This is a genomic window from Caballeronia sp. NK8, from assembly GCF_018408855.1.
Lineage (GTDB): Bacteria > Pseudomonadota > Gammaproteobacteria > Burkholderiales > Burkholderiaceae > Caballeronia.
In genome coordinates this window covers 2,022,438-2,042,439 of record NZ_AP024322.1, presented here as the reverse complement: position 1 = coordinate 2,042,439, position 20,002 = coordinate 2,022,438, and the positions used below count along the sequence as shown (strand labels likewise).

Genomic DNA, 20,002 nt, shown 5'->3' with positions numbered 1-20,002 from the left:
AAATCGGGTGTGATCAAACTTTCAGCACGTAAGCGAAATGACATGGCGGCTTCACGAAGAGTCATATTACTGTCACAGACTCCTCCTATATTTCGCGGTGTCGACTCACACGCTCACAACCCTGGAGGTCTCATGAAATTGATGCAAACCGCGCTGGCTGGCGTAATTGGCGCCCTGTTCGCCATCTCCGCGCAAGCAGCCGATATTACCGGCGCGGGCAGCACCTTCGCAGCTCCCATCTACACCAAGTGGGCGGATGCCTACCAGAAAACGGGCGGCGGGAAGGTCAACTATCAAGGCATCGGTTCGTCGGGCGGCATCAAGCAAATCATCGCGAAGACGGTGGATTTCGCGGGCTCGGACGCTCCTCTGAAAGACGACGAGCTGGCGAAAGACGGCCTGTTCCAGTTCCCGACGGTGGTCGGCGGCGTCGTGCCGGTGATCAATGTGCCGGGCGTGAAGGCCGGTGAAGTGACGCTGTCGGGCCAGGTGCTCGGCGACATCTACCTCGGCAAGATCAAGAAGTGGAACGACCCGGCGATCGCCGCGCTGAACCCGAAGGTCAAGCTGCCGGATACCGACATCGCTGTCGTGCGTCGCGCCGATGGCTCGGGCACGAGCTTCATCTGGACGAACTATCTGTCGAAGGTGAACCCGGAGTGGAAGTCGAAGGTCGGCGAAGGCTCGACCGTGAACTGGCCGACGGGCACGGGCGGCAAGGGCAACGACGGCGTCGCGGCCTTCGTGCAGCGTCTGCCGGGCGCGATCGGCTACGTCGAATGGGCGTATGCGAAGCAGAACAAGATGACCTACGTCGGCATGAAGAACTCGGCTGGCACGATCGTCGAGCCGAAGACGGACACGTTCAAGGCGGCGGCTGCCGGCGCGGACTGGTCGAAGTCGTTCTACCAGATCCTGACCAACGAGCCGGGCCAGAACGCGTGGCCGATCGTCGGCGCGACCTTCGTGCTGCTGCACGCAACGCAGGAAAAGCCGCAGCAAGGCACGGAAACGCTGAAGTTCTTCGACTGGGCATTCAAGAACGGCAATCAGGCTGCGAACGATCTCGACTACATCTCGCTGCCGGATTCGGTCGTGGCCGAAATCAAGACGCAGTGGAAGGCGAAGGTCAAGGACGCCGCGGGCAAGTCTGTCGCGGAGTAAGCGAAGTACGCGTAGTTTGAAACTGTCCTAAGCTGCTGAAGGCGAGGGACGGTCGGTAACAAAAAAGCCGCGCTGCGGGCCGGAAGGCTTGCAGCGCGGTCTGACACGTAGCGTAACCAAGGCTCCCATGTCGGACATCAACTTATCGTCGGCGGTGCCGGCGGCGCATACCCAGCGCGCGCCGAGCCGTACCGGCGACATCATTTTCGGCGGCCTGACGCGGCTTGCGGCCGTCGTCACGCTGCTTCTGCTGGGCGGCATCATCGTCTCGCTGCTCGTCGCGTCGATGCCGACCATCCAGAAATTCGGGCTCTCGTTCCTGTGGCGCGCGGAGTGGGATCCGCCCAGCGAGAGCTTCGGCGCGCTCGTGCCGATCTACGGCACCGTCGCGACCTCGATCATCGCGCTCATCATCGCGGTGCCGGTGAGCTTCGGCATCGCGCTCTTTCTGACCGAGCTTTCGCCCGCGTGGCTGCGCCGCCCGCTCGGCGTCGCGATCGAACTGCTCGCGGCGATTCCGTCGATCGTCTACGGCATGTGGGGCCTGCTCGTGTTCGCGCCGATCTTCGCGCAATACTTCGAGAAGCCGCTCGGCCATCTGCTCGGCGATGTCCCCGTGATCGGCATGTTCTTTCAGGGCGCGCCGATCGGCATCGGCATTCTGTGCGCGGGCGTGATTCTCGCGATCATGATCATCCCGTACATCGCCTCGGTGATGCGCGACGTGTTCGAAGTGACGCCGGTGTTGCTGAAGGAATCGGCATACGGCATCGGCTGCACGACGTGGGAAGTGATGTGGAAGATCGTGCTGCCCTATACGCGCGCCGGCGTGATCGGCGGCGTCATGCTCGGTCTCGGCCGCGCGCTCGGCGAGACGATGGCCGTCACGTTCGTCATCGGCAACACGAATCTGCTCGACAACGTGTCGCTCTTTTCTCCCGGCAACAGCATCACTTCGGCGCTCGCGAACGAATTCGCGGAAGCGAGTCCGGGGCTGCACACGTCGGCACTGATGGAACTCGGGCTGATTCTCTTCGTGATCACGTTCTTCGTGCTCGCGCTCTCGAAGCTGATGCTCTTGCGCATGGAACGCGGGGAGGGCCGTAAATAATGAGCCGTCCCGCTACGTTCAATCAGGATCCCGAACGCGTGCAAGCCACGCGCATGAAGCTGCAACGCCGCCGCCGCGGCACCAATGCAGTCGCGCTGGCGCTTTCGCTCGCCGCGATGGCCTTCGGGCTCATCTGGCTCGTGTGGATTCTCTTCACGACGCTCAAGCTCGGCATCGGCGGATTGTCGATCGATCTCTTCACGCAATCGACGCCGCCGCCGAACACCGATGGCGGCGGTCTCGCCAACGCGATCGTCGGCAGCCTGATGCTGGTCGTGCTCGCGACCTGCGTGGGCACGCCGCTCGGCATTCTCGCGGGCGTGTACCTCGCCGAATACGGGCAGAAGCGCTGGCTCGCGAACGTGACGCGCTTCATCAACGACATTCTGCTGTCGGCGCCTTCGATCGTCGTCGGTCTGTTCGTGTATGCGCTCGTCGTCGCGAAGGTGGGGCGCTTCTCGGGCTGGGCCGGCGTGATCGCGCTCGCCCTGCTGCAGATTCCGATCGTGATCCGCACGACGGAAAACATGCTGAAGCTCGTGCCCAACGCGCTGCGTGAAGCCGCCTTCGCGCTCGGCACGCCGAAGTGGAAGATGGTGATGTCGATCACGCTGAAGGCGTCGGTCGGCGGCATCGTCACGGGCGTGTTGCTGGCGATTGCGCGTATCGCAGGCGAAACCGCGCCGCTCTTGTTCACGGCGCTGTCGAATCAGTTTTTCTCGTGGGACATGAGTCAGCCGGTGGCGAATCTGCCGGTGACGATCTACAAGTTCGCGATGAGTCCGTTCCCGCAGTGGCAATCGCTCGCGTGGGCCGGTGTGTTCCTGATTACGCTCGGCGTGCTGGGTCTGAATATCCTGGCGCGCGCGATCTTCTCGAAGAAATAAGGGCGGAGTGATTCCATGAATATGGTCGAAAGTGGTGTCAACCACCTGAATCCGAAGACTGAAACGCCGGTCGAGCGCGGCCCGGCGCCGGGCAGCATCCGCCCGACGCACAGCTCGCAGCCGGCGGATTCGATCAAGCCGAAGATCGAGGTGAACAACCTCAACTTCTTCTACGGCAAGTATCACGCGCTGAAGAACATCAATCTGCGCATCCCCGAGAAGAAGGTGACGGCGTTCATCGGCCCTTCGGGTTGCGGCAAGTCCACGCTGCTGCGCACCTTCAACAAGATGTACGCGCTCTATCCGGAGCAGCGCGCCGAGGGCGAAATCCTGATGGACGGCGCGAACCTGCTCGACACGACGCGCGACATCTCGCTGCTGCGCGCGCGCGTGGGCATGGTGTTCCAGAAGCCGACGCCGTTCCCGATGTCGATCTACGACAACATCGCGTTCGGCGTGAAGATGTTCGAGCAGCTGTCGCGCTCGGAGATGGACGACCGCGTCGAATGGGCGCTCACGAAGGCGGCGCTCTGGACCGAAGTGAAGGACAAGCTGCAGCAGAGCGGCTATGGCCTGTCGGGCGGCCAGCAGCAGCGTCTGTGCATCGCGCGCGGCATCGCGATCCGTCCCGAAGTGCTGTTGCTAGACGAACCGTGCTCGGCGCTCGACCCGATTTCGACGGGCCGCATCGAAGAGCTGATCGCCGAACTGAAAAGCGATTACACGGTCGTCATCGTCACGCACAACATGCAGCAGGCGGCGCGTTGTTCGGACTACACTGCCTATATGTATCTCGGTGAATTGATCGAGTTCGGCGATACGGAAAAGATCTTCATCAAGCCGGCCCGCAAGGAAACGGAAGACTACATCACGGGCCGCTTCGGCTGATCGAAGCCGGATCAAACACACAGGCTTAAGGAGCACATATGTCCGATAAACATCTCTCGAGCCAGTTCGACGCCGATCTCAACGCGGTGTCGTCGAAAGTGCTGGAAATGGGCGGTCTGGTCGAGTCGCAGATCATCAACGCGATGCAGGCGCTGAACGAATTCGACATCGGCATCGCGGATCAGGTGATCGCCGCCGAAGTGCGTCTGAACACGATGGAAGTCGAGATCGACGAGGAGTGCAGCAACATCATCGCGCGCCGTCAGCCGGCCGCGCGCGATCTGCGCCTGCTCATGGCGATCTCGAAGACCATCACGAACCTCGAACGCGCCGGCGACGAAGCCGAGAAGATCGCCAAGCGCGTGAAGCGCATCAACGAAGACGGCGCGGGCCGCACGGTGAACATCGCCGAGATCAAGCTTTCGGGCGAGATGGCGGTGTCGATCCTGCGTCGCGCGCTCGATGCGTTCGCGCGCCTGGATACGGTCGCGGCCGCGCAGATCGTGCGCGACGACAAGGCCATCGACGATGAATTCCGCGCCTTCGTGCGCAAGCTCGTGACGTACATGATGGAAGATCCGCGCACCATTTCCGCGGGCCTCGACTATCTGTTCATCGCGAAGGCGGTGGAGCGCATCGGCGATCACGCGAAGAACATCGCCGAATTCATCATCTATATCGTGAAGGGTACGGACGTGCGCCATATCTCGCGCGACCAGCTCGAACGCGAGGCGCTCAGTTGAGCGTCGGCTGCGCGCAATCGTTTTAACTCAAGCAAAAGGTCAAGAGGTGCCGATGCCCAGCAGTATCCTCGTCGTCGAAGACGAACCCGCGATCTCCGAACTGATTTCGGTGAATCTTCAGCATGCGGGACATTGTCCCATTCGCGCGTACAACGCGGAGCAGGCGCAAAACCTGATTAGCGACGTGCTGCCCGATCTCGTGCTGCTCGACTGGATGTTGCCGGGCAAGTCGGGCATCTCGTTCGCGCGCGAGCTGCGCAACAACGAGCGCACGAAGCATATCCCGATCATCATGCTGACTGCGCGCGGCGACGAGCAGGACAAGGTGCTCGGCCTTGAGATCGGCGCGGACGATTACGTCACCAAGCCGTTTTCGCCGAAGGAACTGATGGCGCGCATCAAGGCGGTGCTGCGCCGTCGCGCGCCGCAGTTGACGGAGGACGTGGTCGCGATCAACGGCCTGCGGCTCGATCCGGCGACGCATCGAGTGGCGGCGAGTCATTCGGGCAACGACATCAAGCTCGATCTCGGCCCCACTGAATTCCGTCTGCTGCATTTCTTCATGACGCATCCGGAGCGCGTGCACAGCCGCACGCAATTGCTGGATCAGGTGTGGGGCGATCATGTGTTCGTCGAGGAACGTACCGTCGATGTGCACATCAAGCGTCTGCGCGCGGCGCTCAAGCCCGCGGGCTGCGATGCTATGATCGAAACGGTGCGCGGCAGCGGATACCGGCTGGCGAAGAGCGCCTGAGTCCGGGTTCAACGTGAACCGCTCCAGCTTGCCGCATCAACGTCACTCAGACTCACCGACAACATGAACATCATCTGGACGCGTGCGATCGTGTCCCTCGCGCTGCTCGCGGCGATCAGCGCCGCGATCGGCGCACTTGCGGGCGTGCGGGTCGCGCTCGCTTTTGCGGTGCTCATGCTGGTCGTGCAGGGTTTCTTCGTCACATATCACATGCAGCGTCTGTGGCGCCTGCTCGAAGCGCCGGTCTACGGCGAGGTGCCGAGCGCGCTCGGCGTCTGGGGCGAAATCTATTACCGTCTGCACAAGCTCGCGAAGCGCTGGCACGCGCAAGTGCGCCAGGTCGAACAACAGCATGCGCGCTTCATTCAGGCGATCCAGGCGTCGCCGAACGGCGTCGCGATGCTCGACGATCACGATCAGATCGAGTGGTGCAATGCGATCGCCGAAGAGCATTTCGGTCTCGATGCGAAGCGCGACTTGCGTCAGCACATCACGCATCTCGTGCGTCATCCGGATTTCGTCCGCTATCTGAACGCGCACCATTACGAAGAGATGCTCGTGATGCGCGGCATGGGCGTGAACCGCAAGTACACGGTATCGGTGCAGGTGTTTCCGTATGGCGATCATCGCAAGCTGATACTCACGCAGGACATCACCGAGCTGGAGCGCACGGATTCGATGCGGCGCGACTTCGTCGCCAACGTCTCGCATGAACTGAAGACGCCGCTGACGGTGCTTTCGGGCTTTCTCGAAACGATGCGTGAGCTGCCACTCGATGAAGCCGATCGCATGCGTTATCTCGACATGATGGAGCAGCAGGCGTCGCGCATGCAGAACATCGTGCGCGATCTGCTGGTGCTCGCCAATCTCGAGGGCGATATGCGTCCGCCCGGTGATGAGTTGCTCGATATGCGCGCGGTGATGCGACATCTCGAAGACGATGCGAACAATCTTTCGAGCGGGCGGCACCGGATCACGTTCCGTACCGACGATGCGCTGACCATCGCGGGCGCGGAGACCGAAGTGATGAGCGCGCTCGGCAATCTCGTGACGAACGCGGTGCGTTATACGCCGGACGGCGGTGCGATCGAAGTGTCGTGGCAGCGGATGAAGGATCGCGCGGTGTTCGCGGTGCGGGATAGCGGGCTCGGGATTCCGGCGGAGCATATTCCGCGGTTGACTGAGCGGTTTTATCGCGTGGATAGGAGTCGGTCGAGGGATACCGGTGGCACCGGGCTTGGGCTGGCTATCGTCAAGCATGTGCTGCAGCGGCACAATGCGGAGCTCGATGTTAAGAGCGAGGTGGGGAAGGGGAGTACGTTTGTTGTGCGGTTTCCCGCTTCGCGGACGGCGTTGAGGAAGTCGTTGGCAGCATGAGGGGGGGTGCTTGCGCTTTGGTTTGTCGCCGGATCCCGTATTCGTGTCGGTCTATTGATGTTGCCCCTGTGCGGGGCGGCAGTCACTTTCTTTGCTGGAGCCTGTCATAGATTTTGTGTTCAAGGCATAACATGTACGGAAAGGAGCATGTATGCCACGCAAACCGAAAGCTGCGGCTGAGCTGAGGGCACTGCCGACGATTCCCAAAGAACTGATCGATCAGTTCGTCAAAGGTCCGATGACAGCCGATGCCGTTCAAGCGGCCTCGATGGCCTTTAAAAAGGCGCTGATCGAGCGGGCGTTGGGCGCCGAACTCGGCCACCACCTGGGCTATCCCAATGGTGGCGAGCGTCCACCCGAGTCGAGCAATCAGCGCAATGGCAAGAGCGGCAAGACCGTGCTCACCGAGGACGGTCCATTGCGCGTGGACATCCCGCGCGATCGCGACGGCAGCTTCACGCCAATTCTGATCCCCAAGCACGAACGCCGCTTCACCGGCTTCGATGACAAAATCATCGCGATGTACGCGCGCGGCATGACGATGCGCGAGATCCAGGCGTTTCTGGCCGAGCAGTACGGCACGCAAGTGTCGCCCGAATTCATCAGCTCCGTCACCGATGCGGTGACGCAGGAAATCACCGCCTGGCAGTCCCGGCCGCTCGAGCCCATGTATCCGGTCGTGTTCTTCGATGCGCTGCGCGTGAAGATTCGCGATGAAGGTGTCGTGCGCAACAAGGCGATCTACCTCGCCCTGGCCATCTTGCCCGACGGCACGCGCGATATTCTGGGCTTGTGGATCGAGCAGACCGAGGGCGCGAAGTTCTGGATGAAGGTCTTCAGCGATCTGAAAGCGCGTGGCGTACAGGACATCCTGATCGCGGTCACCGACGGGCTCAAAGGCATGGCCGAGGCGCTGGGTGGGGTGTTTCCGGCGACCACGCTACAGACGTGCATCGTGCATTTGATCCGAAACTCGCTGGACTACGCGAGCTGGAAGGAGCGCAAATCCCTGGCCGCAGCGCTTCGTCCGATCTATACCGCACCCAGCGCGCAGGCCGCCGAGGCGCAATTGCTCGCACTGGAGCAAAGCCCGTGGGGGAGCAAACTTCCAACGGTGATCGCCGCGTGGCGGCGGGCGTGGGATCGCGTCATTCCGTTCTTCGCGTTTCCGCCCGAGGTGCGAAAGGTGATGTACACGACGAACTCGCTGGAGAGCGTCAATGCTCGGCTTCGCAAAATCATCAAGACGCGCGGACACTTCCCTTCGGACGATGCGGCGACCAAACTACTGTGGCTGGCGCTGCGAAACATCACCGCCGACTGGCATCGCTGCTCACGACTGGAAGGCCGCCATGCGCCAGTTCGCGATCCTCTACGAGGATCGCTTTACACGACCAGGCGCTTAGCCGTCAAACCGTCATCGTCAATGTTTGAACAACTCAACTGCCTTGAACACGAAAATCCTGACAGTCCCCTTTGCTGCTGCAAAGAAAGTAACCAAAGAAAGCAGCTCGAGACGCCCGCGGTCACACGCAATTTGAGTATTCTTCTCCGCGCTCGTGGCGTCTGTAGCGAGTGCCCTCGTAGGCCTAACCGGGCTTGGACCGCGCACGGTCTGTCACATCGCACCACGGAACAAACTGGTTCAGCGCAAAATAGCTCCGGCCCGCTTCGCGGCCGATGGGTACATCGGGTCTGCGCGTGCTTCGCGTTTCTCCTTTTTCGTCGGTTTCCCTCGCATGCCCAACGGCAGCGCGCAGCGCTGTGCCGGAACTCTTTTGTGCTGAACCAGCGCACTAGAAGAACTAGCTCGTCAGACCGCGCGCGGTCCAAGCCCGAGATGGCCTACGAGGACACTCGCTACAGAGCCCACGAACGACGAGAAGAACACCCAAATTGCGTATGACCGCGGGCGTCTCGAGCTGCTTTCTTTGCCTACTTTCTTTGCAGCAGCAAAGAAAGTAGGTGCCGCCCCGCACAGGGGCAACGCTAATAAACCAACGCGATCACGGGATCCGGCGACAACAAACCCCAAGCGCAAGCAACCCCCCTCACATCAACCACAAAACTTAGCCAACAACCCCAGCTGCGCGTTACGAATAGCCTTCCCCGGCCGCCGCTTCCGATAATGCCCATCACTCTGCATGACCCACGCCGACTGATTATCCCCCAGACAAACCGACAACCCTTCAGCAATGACGCGCCGCTTCAACCGCCGATCGCGAATCGGAAACGCCACCTCCACGCGACGAAAGAAGTTTCGATCCATCCAGTCCGCGCTGGAAAGAAACACATCTTCCTTGCCATTCGCATAGAAATAGAAAATGCGGTGATGTTCGAGGAACCGCCCCACGATCGACCGCACCGTGATGTTCTCCGAAAGATCTTCGACGCCGGGCTTGAGCGAACACACGCCCCGCACGATCAGATCGATCTTGACCCCCGCATGCGACGCCTCATAAAGCGCGGCAATCACGGTAGGCTCCAACAAGGCATTCATCTTCGCGACGATCCGCGCCCGCCGTCCGGCACGCGCATGCTCGGCTTCGGCGCGAATCGCATCGATGAGCTTTGCGTGCAGCGTGAACGGCGACTGCCATAGCTGATGAAGCGCAATCTCGCCGCCGATGCCGGTCAGTTGCTGAAAGACGTGATGCACGTCCTCGCACATTTCCTGATCGGCGGTCATCAGGCCGAAATCGGTATAAAGGCGCGCCGTGCGCGGATGATAGTTGCCCGTGCCCAGATGCGCGTAACGCTTCAGCACGAGCTTGCCGCCCAGCGATACGCGACGCACGATCAGCATCATCTTCGCGTGACACTTGTGGCCGACGACCCCATACACCACGTGCGCGCCCACGGCCTCGAGCTGCGACGCCCAACTGATATTCGTCTCTTCATCGAAGCGCGCAAGCAATTCCACGACGACCGTCACTTCCTTGCCGTTGCGCGCGGCCTGCATCAGCGCGTCCATCAGCGGCGAATCGGTGCCCGTGCGGTAGATGGTCTGCTTGATCGCGACGACTTGCGGGTCCTTCGCCGCCTGCAGCAACAGCTCCAGCACCGGCTGAAAACTCTCGTACGGATGATGCAGCAGGATATCGCCCTGATCGATTGCATCGAAAAGGTTCGACGTATTCGCGATGGCCTTCGGCACCGACGGAATATGCGGCACGAACTTGAGGTCCGGCCGGTCGACCATTTCGGGCAACTGCATCAGACGCACGAGATTCACCGGCCCGTTCACGCGATACATGTCGCGTTCACTCAACTGACCCTCGTCGAGCAGACGCCGCACGAGATGCGGCGGCGTTTCCGCCGATACTTCGAGCCGTACCGCATTGCCCAGATGCCGCGCCGGCAATTCGCCCTGTAGTGCGACGCGCAGATTGGTGATTTCGTCCTCGTCGACGAACAGCTCGCTGTTGCGCGTAATGCGAAACTGATGGCAACTGCGCACGACCAGATGCGGAAACAGTTCGTTGACGAAGTGCTGCATGAACGAACTCAGCAGCACGAAGCCGTGCGGATATCCCGACAAGGATTCGGGCATGCGAACGAGGCGCGGCAGCGCGCGCGGCGCCTGCACGATGCCCATCATCGCCTGACGGCCGAAGGCGTCGGTGCCCTCCAGTTCGACGACGAAGTTCAGGCTCTTGTTCAACACGCGCGGGAACGGATGCGCGGGATCGAGCCCGATCGGCGTGAGCACCGGCAGAAGCTCGTTGTAGAAGTAGTCGCGCGCCCACGCGGTCTGCTGCGCGGTCCAGCCTTCCGCGCCATGGAAATAGATGCCTTCCATCTCCAGCGCAGGCAGCACGATGTCATGCAGCATCGAATATTGCTGGCGCACGAGGCGCTGCGCGCGCTCGGAAACGAGGTCGTAGACGTGTTGCAGCGACATGCCGTCCGGCGAGAGCGAGCCGGGGTTGTCGCGCATCTGCTCCTGCAGACCCGCCATACGGACTTCGAAGAATTCGTCGAGGTTGCTGCTCGTGATGCAGATGAAACGCAGGCGTTCCAACAGCGGCACCGTCGTGTCGGCGGCCTGCGCGAGGACGCGCTCGTTGAAACCTAATATGCCCAGTTCGCGGTTGAATAACGGATAGCGTATGGACATCGGAGGGAGTGACGGTGTCTCGATCGGATGGGCAAGGAAACTCTCGGATGCTCTCACAGTATGATGTATTTTTTATGACAGAACGATTGTCACAAATTCTACTCACATTGCGGATAGCGTCGCTAGCGCGAACGCGCCGAATGGGTGAGATTGCGTACGAGTTGCCGAAGGTTTGCGCCGGGCCGGCATAGAATAGAATTCGTGCGCTGCAACAGCGCCGCTGTGACAGTGCCTTTCCCCACTTCACGAATCTCTGGACATCCGATGGCCACACATCCCCATCTACTTGCCGCGGTCGACCTCGGATCCAACAGTTTCCGGTTGATCGTCGGCCGGGTCGAGGAAACGCCCGCCGGCAGCCAGATCTATCAGGTCGATGCGCTGCGCGAACCCGTGCGGCTCGGCGGCGGCCTGTCGAAGGACAAGATGCTCGACCGCGCCTCGCAGGTGCGCGGCTGGGATGCCCTGAAGCGCTTCGGCGAGCGCCTGCGCGACTTTCATCCCGAACAGGTGCGCGCCGTCGCCACCAATACGCTGCGCGTCGCGAAGAACGCGCACGACTTTCTCGTCGAGGCCGAAAACGCGCTCGGCTTTCCGATCGAAGTCATCGCCGGGCGCGAAGAAGCGCGCCTCATCTACGCGGGCGCCGCGCATTCGGTGCCGGCGAGCGCGGGCAAGCGGCTCGTGGTCGATATCGGCGGCGGCTCCACGGAATTCATCATCGGCTCGCATTACACGCCGATCCACATGGAAAGCCTTTATATCGGCTGCGTGAGCCATAGCCTCCAGTTCTTCCCGGCCGGCAATGTCGACGAATACACGATGCGTCAGGCCGAGCTCGCCGCCAAGCGCGAAATCCAGATCATCTCGCACGAATACAAGCACACCGGCTGGGATCAGGCTATCGGCTCGTCGGGCACGGCGCGCGCGCTCGCGGAGCTGATCGAGGCGAACGGCTTCAACGACGAAGGCATCACGCACGGCATTTCGCGCGGCGGCCTGGAGAAGCTGAAGCGCGCGCTCATCAAGGCGGAGAACGTGAACCGCCTGAAGCTCGTCGCGCTCAAACCGGACCGCGTGCCGGTGCTGGCGGGCGGCCTGTCGATCATGCTGGGCGTGTTCGAGGAACTGGGCATCGACTACGCCGACACCACCGACGCCGCGCTGCGTCTGGGCGTCCTCTACGATCTGCTCGGACGCTCGCAGCATCAGGACATGCGCACGGTGACGGTCGAAGGCTTCAAGCGGCGCTACGGCGTCGATGCGGCGCAGGCCGAGCGTATCGGCGAACTCGCAATCAGCTTTTACGACCAGCTCGGCGAGCCCGACAAGGATGTGCGCGAAGAGAACCGCATGTTCCTCGCGTGGGCGGCGTCGCTGCATGAGATCGGCCTGTCGATCGCGCATAGCGCATATCACAAGCATTCCGCGTATATCGCCAGCAACGCCGACATGCCCGGCTTCTCGCGCACCGATCAGGCGCGGCTCGCCGCGCTCGTGCTGGGCCACGCGGGCAAGCTGGGCAAGCTCGCGCAGGCTCGCGACGTCGAATGGACGCTGCTGTTCTGCCTGCGGCTCGCGGCGCTCTTGTCGCGCCGGCGCGCGGATGTCGGGCTGCCCGGCATCGAGGTGAGGAAGGCGGGCGGCGGCTTCGAAGTGCATCTGCCGAACGACTGGGTGACCAATAATCCGCTCACCGATTACAGCCTCGTTCAGGAGGCGATGGAATGGGAGAAGATCGGCCGCCCGTATCGCGTGGTGTACACGGGCGACTGATGCCGCAACGAAAAGGCCCAGTCGCTGGGGCCTCGTCGTTTCAGGACTTCAACGTCCCTGCATGTCGCCGATGAAGTGCCGCGCGTAACGCGCGTTGATCTCGGAGAGACGGAAGAGCGTGAGGAAGTCGGCGGTATTGAAGTCCGGATCCCAGGCCGGCGCGCCGCAGATCTTCGCGCCCAGACGCAGATAACCCTTCACGAGCGGCGGCGCGCTCACGTTCGCACCCGTGCGCAGCTCCTCGACCGGCAGCGGCGTGTGCGGGAAGGCGCGGTATTCGGGCGCGGTGAGCGCATCGGCGGGCAGCGAGCAGTACAGGTTCGCCGCATAGTGCCCGCCGTCGATCATGCCGACGCTCGCGCAGCCGAGCATCGTTTCGTAGCCGTTCTGCATCATGTAGGCGGCGAGGCCGCCCCACAGCGACATGATCACCGCGCCGTTGCGATAGTCGGGATGCACGCACGAACGGCCCACTTCGACGAGCTTCGGCCGCAGATGCGTCAGGCGCGATACGTCGAACTCGCTTTCGGCGTACAGACGGCCGATGCGCGCGGCCTGATGCGGCGGCAGCACGCGATAGGTGCCGACCACCTGCAGCGTGTCGAGATCGCGCACGAGCAGGTGATCGCAGTAGGCGTCGAATGCATCGACATCGAGTCCGGCGGGGCCGGAAAGGCGCGCGCCCATTTCTTCCGAGAACACGCGATAGCGCAGGCGCTGTGCGTCGCGCAGGGCGTCGTCGTCGCGCGCCCACGCGACTTGCAGGCGCTCGCGGCCCGCGATGGTTTCCGACGTGCGTGGAAGGTGGCGGCGCGAATCGAGCGAGAGCGATGATGCTCCGCGTTGCAGGACAGGCGTCGGCAGATCTTGCATTGGCGTTCCTCGACAGGACGTGGCTGTGGCTTCAAGTCCTCGCCAATGTAGTAACGCGCGGTGACGCTCGCATGGCATCGCAATGACGTTTCGATGAAACGACACGCGCGCGCACGCACGTTCGACGCCTTTTCGCCGACGCTCAGAGCAGGTCCGGATTGATCACCGCGCGCAGCACGACGTGGCCGTCGCCGCCGCGCGTGCGCCCCTGAAACCACCAGATGCCAGATTTTTTGATCGACCACTCCGCTTCGTGACCGGTAAAAAGCAGCGCGGCGACGCGGCCGAGCGTCGGCTGATGCCCGATCACGACGACCGTTTCCGCGACGCCATCGGGCCAGCCGGCGGCATCGAGCACGGCCTGCGCGCTTTCGCCCGGCGCGAGCGCATCGATCACGCGGTAGCGGTCGCCGAAGGCTTCGGCGGTCTGAATGGTGCGCGTGGCGGGGCTGGCGAGCAGCACGGCGTCGTCGTCGATGCGCGACTTCAGCCACTTGGCGATGCCCTGCGCCTGTTTGCGTCCGCGCGGCGTGAGCTGTCGCGCGAGATCGCTCGACGCCTGATCTTCCGCTTCGGCGTGACGCCAGAGAATGAGGTTCATCGATTGTCTCCCGGTGATGAGGTTCGTTGTCGCGGCTTCGACAGGATACGCATGCTTGCGGCGGCGCATCAGGCACGCTACAATTCGCGGCTCGACGGAGCGTAGCGCAGCCTGGTAGCGCATCTGATTTGGGATCAGAGGGTCGAAGGTTCGAATCCTTTCGCTCCGACCACGATACACGAAGGGGTTACAAGTTACGGCTTGTAACCCCTTTGTCTTTTCGACGCTCGTCCGGGAGTCTCATGCCGCGTATCGTTTCCGCCTTTCTTTGTGCCGCATTCGTCGCGCTCGGGCTTGCCGCCTGCGCCGAACCGCAGCACAAGCATCCGCCGCAGGATCCGCCCGACTACAAGGGCGTGCCCACGGACATGACGCCGCCTTCGATGATCGAGCCGCCCGCAAAGCCGCAGTAATACTTCGTCGGTCGCAAAAAGGCGAAGCCCCGATGCGGGCACACCGGGGCTTCTGACCCGCATCGACTGTTGTTCGCGCGGAGATCGACGCGGGCTCAGGCCAGTCTAGGAATATCCGCCGCGCGCGAGTGTATGGGCTTGTTTCCGAGCGTAACGGGATGCAAGAACGTTCGCGGGCGCAGACTCGGAAAACGCTACCTGCCGCACAATTCAGAAGACTCGTTTGAGCGAAGTTTTTGCCGGGCATGTATCATCGGCAGACTTGTTTCAAAATGTATCTGCCATGAATCTGCTGTGGGCTTTTGCCGCCGTTGCGCCGCTTGGCGTGGCATCGCTCGTTGCGTTTGCCGCGCATATCGATCCGTTGTCGGGGCACTGGCGCACGCCGACCCGATCAGGCGGCGAGGACGATCCCGCCGACGCCTGATGCTGCGAGCGTCACTGCTTGCAGCGGATCACCATCGAGCGGTTCTTGATATTCGCGCCGAAAATCCCGCCGACGGACCCGCCCGCGGTCGCGCCATTGTCGGCATCCTTCGAAATCACGTCGTATCCATAAGCGCCGCACGTTTCGCCCGCCTGCTTGTAGCAGGCCGCCCAGCTCGTGCTCGCGTCGCTGCCACTGCAATTGACCGCGAAGCCGGTATCGCCCGAAGGCAGATAGGTCATCGTCGTCGTGTGCGCGCAGCCGGCGAGCGCGCCGGTCAGCGCCAGCGCCGCGCCGAGCGCGGCCGTGTTCATCCTCTTCGTCAATCTCATCGATCTTCCTTGTAACGTCCGCCGGGTGTTCAACGCGGCGGAAGGTAGCGCGCCGGGTCCGCCGAGCGGCCCATGTAGCGCACTTCGAAATGCAGCATCGTGCGATTGCTGTCGGTATCGCCCATTTCGGCGATTTGCTGGCCCTGCTGCACGGTCTGACCTTCCTTGACCAGCAGCACGCGATTGTGGGCGTAGGCGGTCAGATAATCGTCGTCGTGCTTGACGATCAGCATGTTGCCGTAGCCGCGCAGGCCGTTGCCCGCATAGACGACATTGCCGGTCGCGGCAGCGACGACGGGCGTGCCCGCCGCATTGGCGATGTCGATGCCCTTCGAATTCTTGCCGTCGAAGCTGCGAATGACGCTGCCCTGCGCCGGCCAGATGAGCGTCACGCCCGGTCCGGCCTTCGGCGATGAGGCTTGCGCGCTGGCATCACTCTTCGCGCTGCCTGCTGCACCTGTGGCACCCGCTGCACCCGCCGCCGATGAATCCGCCGCTGTCGCACTGCCCACCGGCGGCGCGATGCGCAGCACCTGGCCGACCTCGATCGCATCGGGATTCGTGAGCCCGTTCCAGCGCTTGAGGCTCGCCACCGAGGTGCGTTTCTCGCGCGCGATCTTTGAGAGCGTGTCGCCGCGCTCCACCCGATAAAAGCCCGGCGCGACCGGCCCCGTTCCACAAGCGGCCAGGACTGCGATGAGCGATGCGCAGACGAGCCGTCGAATTGTTTTTTGCAAACCTGACCTCGCAAAGCATCGCCGCGAGCCGTGCACGACACAGCCGCGCGGCGAACCGAAAGGCAGGATTTTACCGTCTCGGGTTTCCCCGGACAGAAAGCCGCCTTGCGCGGGCGGCTCGGTCTTACTTGTCGGCTGCGACGACGAGCCGGAGCGAGGCTGTCTCGGTCTTGCCCGGCGCGAGCCAGCGCAGCCCTCGGCCGTTGTGGATGGCGTCGGGCAGGCCGATCCACGGCTCGACGCAATAGAAGTCCGACGTGTCGGCTTCGGTCCAGGTCGTGACGGCGTACCACGGCACCGAATCCGGCTGATGCAGCTCGAAGCTGACCGTGCGGCCGGGCAGGTTCAGCAGCATCGGCTCATCGGACTGGCGCGTGAGGCAGTGAAACGTATCGACGATGCTCGCATCGGCCAGCGAATAGCGCGTCAGACCCGGCTCGGCGTCGCTGATCGAGCCGTCCGGCAACTGCCGGCGCCGCTCGGTGCGCGGCAGCTCGACACTGCTTTGCGCGCGCTGGCCGTGCGGCAGATGAAAGTAGAAATGATGCCCCGCGTACCAGGGCAGCGCGACCTCGCCTGGATTCGACGTCGTGAGCTCGACTTCGAGCGTGTTGCCGTCGACGATGCGGTACGCCGCCTCGAAGCGGAACGCGAACGGATAGCCGTCGCGGGTGGCGTCGCTGTCGACGAGCGTCATGCGCAGGCCGTGGCCGTCGGCGTCGCGGGTGCAGGAGAAGGGCAGGTTGCGCGCGAAGCCGTGAGTCGGCAGCGCGTGCACGACGACTTCCGGATCGCGCCACTTGCCGATTTCGCCATCGACGAAATGCCGCCCGAGGAACGGAAAGAGCAGCGGATTGCCGCCGCGGATCTTCGCCGGGTTTGACCAGTCGGGCGCGTCGGGCCAGTGCACGACCGGCTCGCCGCCGACGCGCCAGGTCATGAGCCGGCCGCCCGCGCGCGGCGCGAGCTGGATGGCGGCGCCGTCGCGCTCGATTTCGATGATGTCGGTTTCCGGTGACATGATGGCAGGACGCTCCGTTGGGTGGCTTGTCGCCGCGCGTCGCACTGCGCGACCCGCAATCGACGATTCTGCCTTGGAATTCTGTACGGAAAAACCCTTTGCGGGAAATTGCGACTGAGCAAGGTCTTTGCAATATGTTGTTATATGGCCCGTGTGTTGGGAATCAGACGGACAGGGAGTGACCATGGATCTGGCGATGGCAATGGGCGTCGCGATGTTCGGCCTATTCGGCGCGAGCACGGCAATCTTTCTCTACAAGCTGAAGGTCTGACGGGCGAACGCGGTTCGGCAACGCCGTACGCGTGATATCTTTCGTACCGCCTATATCCAGCTTTCGATATTTCTTCGTTTTGCCGACGATCGACTGTCGGCGCAATTTGTGTGCGGTTAGCGCTTGGCGCTCGATTTCGCCACCGGCATAATCGGTCCCGTTTGCGCGCCGTATCGCTTTTCCTTCCTGTTCCAGATCCCCGTCCGCCCCGTTCGTCTTCGCGTGCGCGAGGGATGGAACTGCACGGCGCGTCCCTCATCCTCCTCAAAAAAGGACCGACGCGTGACTCTGTGGTTTCTCGTATTCTTGAGCGTGCTCCAGGGCGTGACCGAACTCTTTCCGGTCAGCAGCCTCGGGCATACGCTGCTCGTCCCCGGCCTGATCGGCATGCATATCGACAAGCATGCGCCGCAATTGCTGCCATTTCTCGTTGCGCTGCATCTCGGCACGGCCATCGCGCTGCTCTGGTATTTCCGCACACGCTGGATCGCGCTGATCCGCGGCTTCTTCGCATCGCTCGGCGGCCGCAGGAACGATGACGGTCACATGATGTGGGCGCTCATCATCGGCACGATTCCGACGGGTATTGTCGGGCTGCTGCTCGAAAAGAGGCTCGAGGCACTTTTTCACGATCTGCGGATCGTCGCGGCGGCGCTGATCGTCAACGGCGTGCTGTTGTGGCTGGGCGACCGTTTGCAAAAGCGCCGCGCGATGCAGGCACCCGACAAGCTCACGTTCAAGCAGGCGTTCCTGGTCGGCCTGGCGCAGATCGGCGCGCTGATTCCGGGCTTCTCGCGCAGCGGTCTGACGATGATCGCTGGCGTCGGCGCGGGACTCACGGCTGAGGCGGCGGCGGAATTCTCGTTCCTGCTCGGCACGCCGATCATCTTCGCGGCGGGCGTGCTCGAACTGCCGAAGCTGTTGCACGCGCCGGGACAACTGGCCGACGCGGTGCTGGGCGGCGTGCTGACGGGAATCGCGGCGTATCTGAGCGTGCGTTTCCTGATGCGCTACTTCGAAGGGCACGGCAAGCTCGCGTCTTTCGGCGTGTATTGCGTGATCGCGGGCATCTTCTTCTTCGGCTGGTTCATGATGCATCCGCAACCGGTGTGATGAAGCTGGGACAAGCGGGGCGGCGAATGAGGTAAAATCGCCGTCTCTTCTGATCCGCGGCTGCTTCGTTGTTCCGGCCGCGCGTTCCGGTTCTCCGCCCTTAGCTCAGCTGGATAGAGCAACGGCCTTCTAAGCCGTAGGTCACACGTTCGAGTCGTGTAGGGCGGGCCAGTAGAATCAAAGACATAGCCCGGTTCTCGCGATCGGGCTTTTTGCTTTCTGGGCTTCGTGTAGGCGAATTCGGCAACGTCAGGTGGCCCGAATGCTCAGCGGTTTTGGTTAGGCCGTGCTCCGCGCGACGAAGACAAACTTTGACATTGCCGTAGAATCGGCGGCGCGGAGTCATGCCGTATTCTGTGAAGTCCGGCGCGTGGTTGCGCTGGAAACAGGTTTAGCAGCCTGTAGACGCTTTTTACCCGTGACCGCCTACGCAATGTAGGCGGCGCGCAATGCTGTAGCCCCGCGTGCCTCTAACCACAGGCAACGCGGCGCTTCTGTTCGCCTATGGGCGGGCCGTGGTGGGGAACCCGAAAGGGTTGCCGGTAATGGTAATAGCGTCCCGGTCTGCTAACCCTGCCACTGTGCCCGCCCGCCCCTTCGTTTGAAGGGCGCGGCTCCGGGCTTCACACAGGAGCGAGCATGGGTAAAAGAAAAATTCTCACCGTAACCGGCGCTGTTAGCATCGACCACCGAATCGGCCAGATAGCTGCCAGCATCAACCGAGCGCAAGAGACAGTCACGCATCAAAGGCAATCACTTTGCGACGAACAAGCGATGCGGCTAGAACGCGTTGACGTTGCCCTGTCTCTTGCACTTGCAGGCGCGAAGCTGTCGATGCAGTTTTTCCAGGAGGCGCGTTCGTCGTTGCGCCCGATGGACGCCACTGAACAGCATGTGATCGAAGAACTCATCGACAGCGGCGTCGCGCCAAAAATCCACCGGAAGAAGCAAGGAACTTAAGCCTGCGTCCGCGCTGTCGCGGCACGCGCGTGGCGTGGGTGGTTGCGGAAACGAAGGCTGGTGCACAGCGCCATACCCGTGGGTGCGGCGTTGCGAGTTAAAATCCAGGCAAGAAAGCTACTGCTCTATGTTGTATTCCAACTTCTCCTCGTCTGTTAGATGCTGGTAAAGATCATTCAATGCATCATGCAGTTCTCCGGGAGTGGTCCCGAATGATTTTCGATTGGTCAAAACGTATCGCTTGACTGTCTTAGGCCACCGACCCAAATCGTGGGCGACGCTAATAGTAGATTTGGCGGTTTGGTAGTTTCCATACCGAAATCCCATTGCTTCTTCTAGCGCCTTCTCAAAGGTGACGAAGGTCCATTCGTCACTCCGTAACTCGAACTCATCGAGCACACATGCTTTTATTTTGGATAGTTTGACCATTCTTT

At 62.2% G+C, this 20,002-nt stretch carries 19 protein-coding genes, 2 tRNA genes and 1 pseudogene; 15 read left to right on the top strand and 7 right to left on the bottom strand.

Annotation, left to right across the window (positions count from 1 at the left end):
* Nucleotides 1-132 precede the first annotated feature (132 nt).
* The 8 genes and pseudogenes from pstS (at nt 133) to NK8_RS09720 (ending at nt 8,330) form a co-directional block, all read left to right on the top strand.
* The gene (pstS, locus tag NK8_RS09755; RefSeq protein WP_162066015.1) at nt 133-1,164 is read left to right on the top strand and encodes a phosphate ABC transporter substrate-binding protein PstS; all 1,032 of its coding nucleotides are present in this window, start codon (nt 133-135) and stop codon (nt 1,162-1,164) included.
* A gap of 127 nt (nt 1,165-1,291) precedes the next feature.
* Nucleotides 1,292-2,275 (top strand): phosphate ABC transporter permease PstC, encoded by a 984-nt coding sequence (gene pstC, locus NK8_RS09750; protein ID WP_162066014.1) that lies wholly within the window; start codon nt 1,292-1,294, stop codon nt 2,273-2,275.
* On the top strand, nt 2,275-3,162 hold the full coding sequence (gene pstA / locus NK8_RS09745) for a phosphate ABC transporter permease PstA (RefSeq protein WP_162066013.1): 888 nt from the start codon (nt 2,275-2,277) through the stop codon (nt 3,160-3,162). The genes pstC and pstA overlap by 1 nt, the downstream gene beginning before the upstream one ends.
* Nucleotides 3,163-3,177: 15 nt before the next feature.
* The gene (pstB, locus tag NK8_RS09740) at nt 3,178-4,050 is read left to right on the top strand and encodes a phosphate ABC transporter ATP-binding protein PstB (RefSeq protein ID WP_061179049.1); all 873 of its coding nucleotides are present in this window, start codon (nt 3,178-3,180) and stop codon (nt 4,048-4,050) included.
* A 38-nt stretch (nt 4,051-4,088) separates the two neighbouring features.
* Nucleotides 4,089-4,793 carry a phosphate signaling complex protein PhoU gene (gene phoU, locus NK8_RS09735; RefSeq protein WP_061179048.1) on the top strand — a complete coding sequence of 235 codons (705 nt, stop codon included), beginning with the start codon at nt 4,089-4,091 and terminating at the stop codon, nt 4,791-4,793.
* A 52-nt stretch (nt 4,794-4,845) separates the two neighbouring features.
* A complete protein-coding gene (phoB, locus tag NK8_RS09730; RefSeq protein WP_061120967.1) occupies nt 4,846-5,547 on the top strand; it encodes a phosphate regulon transcriptional regulator PhoB in 702 nt (233 codons plus the stop codon).
* 63 nt (nt 5,548-5,610) lie between these two features.
* Complete coding sequence (gene phoR / locus NK8_RS09725; RefSeq protein WP_213226187.1) at nt 5,611-6,924, top strand: phosphate regulon sensor histidine kinase PhoR; 1,314 nt, start codon at nt 5,611-5,613, stop codon at nt 6,922-6,924.
* 151 nt (nt 6,925-7,075) lie between these two features.
* Nucleotides 7,076-8,330: pseudogene (locus NK8_RS09720) on the top strand (IS256 family transposase).
* A 650-nt stretch (nt 8,331-8,980) separates the two neighbouring features.
* Here NK8_RS09720 and ppk1 read toward each other — a convergent pair.
* Entirely contained in the window at nt 8,981-11,044 is a 2,064-nt protein-coding gene (gene ppk1 / locus NK8_RS09715) for a polyphosphate kinase 1 (RefSeq protein ID WP_162066009.1), read from the bottom strand.
* A gap of 264 nt (nt 11,045-11,308) precedes the next feature.
* On the opposite strand from ppk1, the gene ppx reads away from it, so the two are divergent.
* Nucleotides 11,309-12,820 carry an exopolyphosphatase gene (gene ppx / locus NK8_RS09710; protein WP_162066008.1) on the top strand — a complete coding sequence of 504 codons (1,512 nt, stop codon included), beginning with the start codon at nt 11,309-11,311 and terminating at the stop codon, nt 12,818-12,820.
* Nucleotides 12,821-12,868: 48 nt separating this feature from the next.
* Here the strand turns inward: ppx and NK8_RS09705 are convergent, their stop codons facing one another.
* Both NK8_RS09705 and NK8_RS09700 read right to left on the bottom strand, forming a co-directional pair.
* Complete coding sequence (locus NK8_RS09705; RefSeq protein WP_162066007.1) at nt 12,869-13,693, bottom strand: GNAT family N-acetyltransferase; 825 nt, start codon at nt 13,691-13,693, stop codon at nt 12,869-12,871.
* Between the two features lie 142 nt (nt 13,694-13,835).
* A complete protein-coding gene (locus NK8_RS09700; RefSeq protein WP_162066006.1) occupies nt 13,836-14,294 on the bottom strand; it encodes a histidine phosphatase family protein in 459 nt (152 codons plus the stop codon).
* 95 nt (nt 14,295-14,389) lie between these two features.
* Here NK8_RS09700 and NK8_RS09695 point away from each other — a divergent pair.
* The 3 genes from NK8_RS09695 to NK8_RS09685 all read left to right on the top strand — a co-directional run bounded on the left by NK8_RS09695 (nt 14,390) and on the right by NK8_RS09685 (nt 15,134).
* A tRNA-Pro gene (locus NK8_RS09695) sits at nt 14,390-14,466 on the top strand.
* Nucleotides 14,467-14,536: 70 nt separating this feature from the next.
* Nucleotides 14,537-14,707 carry a hypothetical protein gene (locus NK8_RS09690; protein ID WP_160147498.1) on the top strand — a complete coding sequence of 57 codons (171 nt, stop codon included), beginning with the start codon at nt 14,537-14,539 and terminating at the stop codon, nt 14,705-14,707.
* A 223-nt stretch (nt 14,708-14,930) separates the two neighbouring features.
* Nucleotides 14,931-15,134, top strand: a complete 204-nt coding sequence (locus tag NK8_RS09685) for a hypothetical protein (protein ID WP_213228667.1) — start codon at nt 14,931-14,933, stop codon at nt 15,132-15,134.
* An 11-nt stretch (nt 15,135-15,145) separates the two neighbouring features.
* Here NK8_RS09685 and NK8_RS09680 read toward each other — a convergent pair whose 3' ends face one another.
* The 3 genes from NK8_RS09680 to NK8_RS09670 form a co-directional block, all read right to left on the bottom strand.
* Entirely contained in the window at nt 15,146-15,448 is a 303-nt protein-coding gene (locus tag NK8_RS09680; RefSeq protein ID WP_087131810.1) for a hypothetical protein, read from the bottom strand.
* 47 nt (nt 15,449-15,495) lie between these two features.
* A complete protein-coding gene (locus NK8_RS09675; RefSeq protein WP_213226186.1) occupies nt 15,496-16,203 on the bottom strand; it encodes a peptidoglycan DD-metalloendopeptidase family protein in 708 nt (235 codons plus the stop codon).
* 124 nt (nt 16,204-16,327) lie between these two features.
* On the bottom strand, nt 16,328-17,224 hold the full coding sequence (locus NK8_RS09670; RefSeq protein ID WP_213226185.1) for an aldose epimerase: 897 nt from the start codon (nt 17,222-17,224) through the stop codon (nt 16,328-16,330).
* A gap of 553 nt (nt 17,225-17,777) precedes the next feature.
* Between NK8_RS09670 and NK8_RS09665 the strand changes: the two genes are divergently transcribed.
* From NK8_RS09665 to NK8_RS09655, 3 genes are all read left to right on the top strand, one after another.
* Entirely contained in the window at nt 17,778-18,608 is an 831-nt protein-coding gene (locus NK8_RS09665; protein ID WP_162066003.1) for an undecaprenyl-diphosphate phosphatase, read from the top strand.
* Nucleotides 18,609-18,702: 94 nt separating this feature from the next.
* A tRNA-Arg gene (locus tag NK8_RS09660) sits at nt 18,703-18,779 on the top strand.
* 468 nt (nt 18,780-19,247) lie between these two features.
* The gene (locus NK8_RS09655; protein WP_213226184.1) at nt 19,248-19,568 is read left to right on the top strand and encodes a hypothetical protein; all 321 of its coding nucleotides are present in this window, start codon (nt 19,248-19,250) and stop codon (nt 19,566-19,568) included.
* Between the two features lie 117 nt (nt 19,569-19,685).
* On the opposite strand, the gene NK8_RS09650 is transcribed toward NK8_RS09655, so the two are convergent.
* A complete protein-coding gene (locus NK8_RS09650; RefSeq protein ID WP_213226183.1) occupies nt 19,686-19,997 on the bottom strand; it encodes a hypothetical protein in 312 nt (103 codons plus the stop codon).
* Nucleotides 19,998-20,002 lie beyond the last annotated feature (5 nt).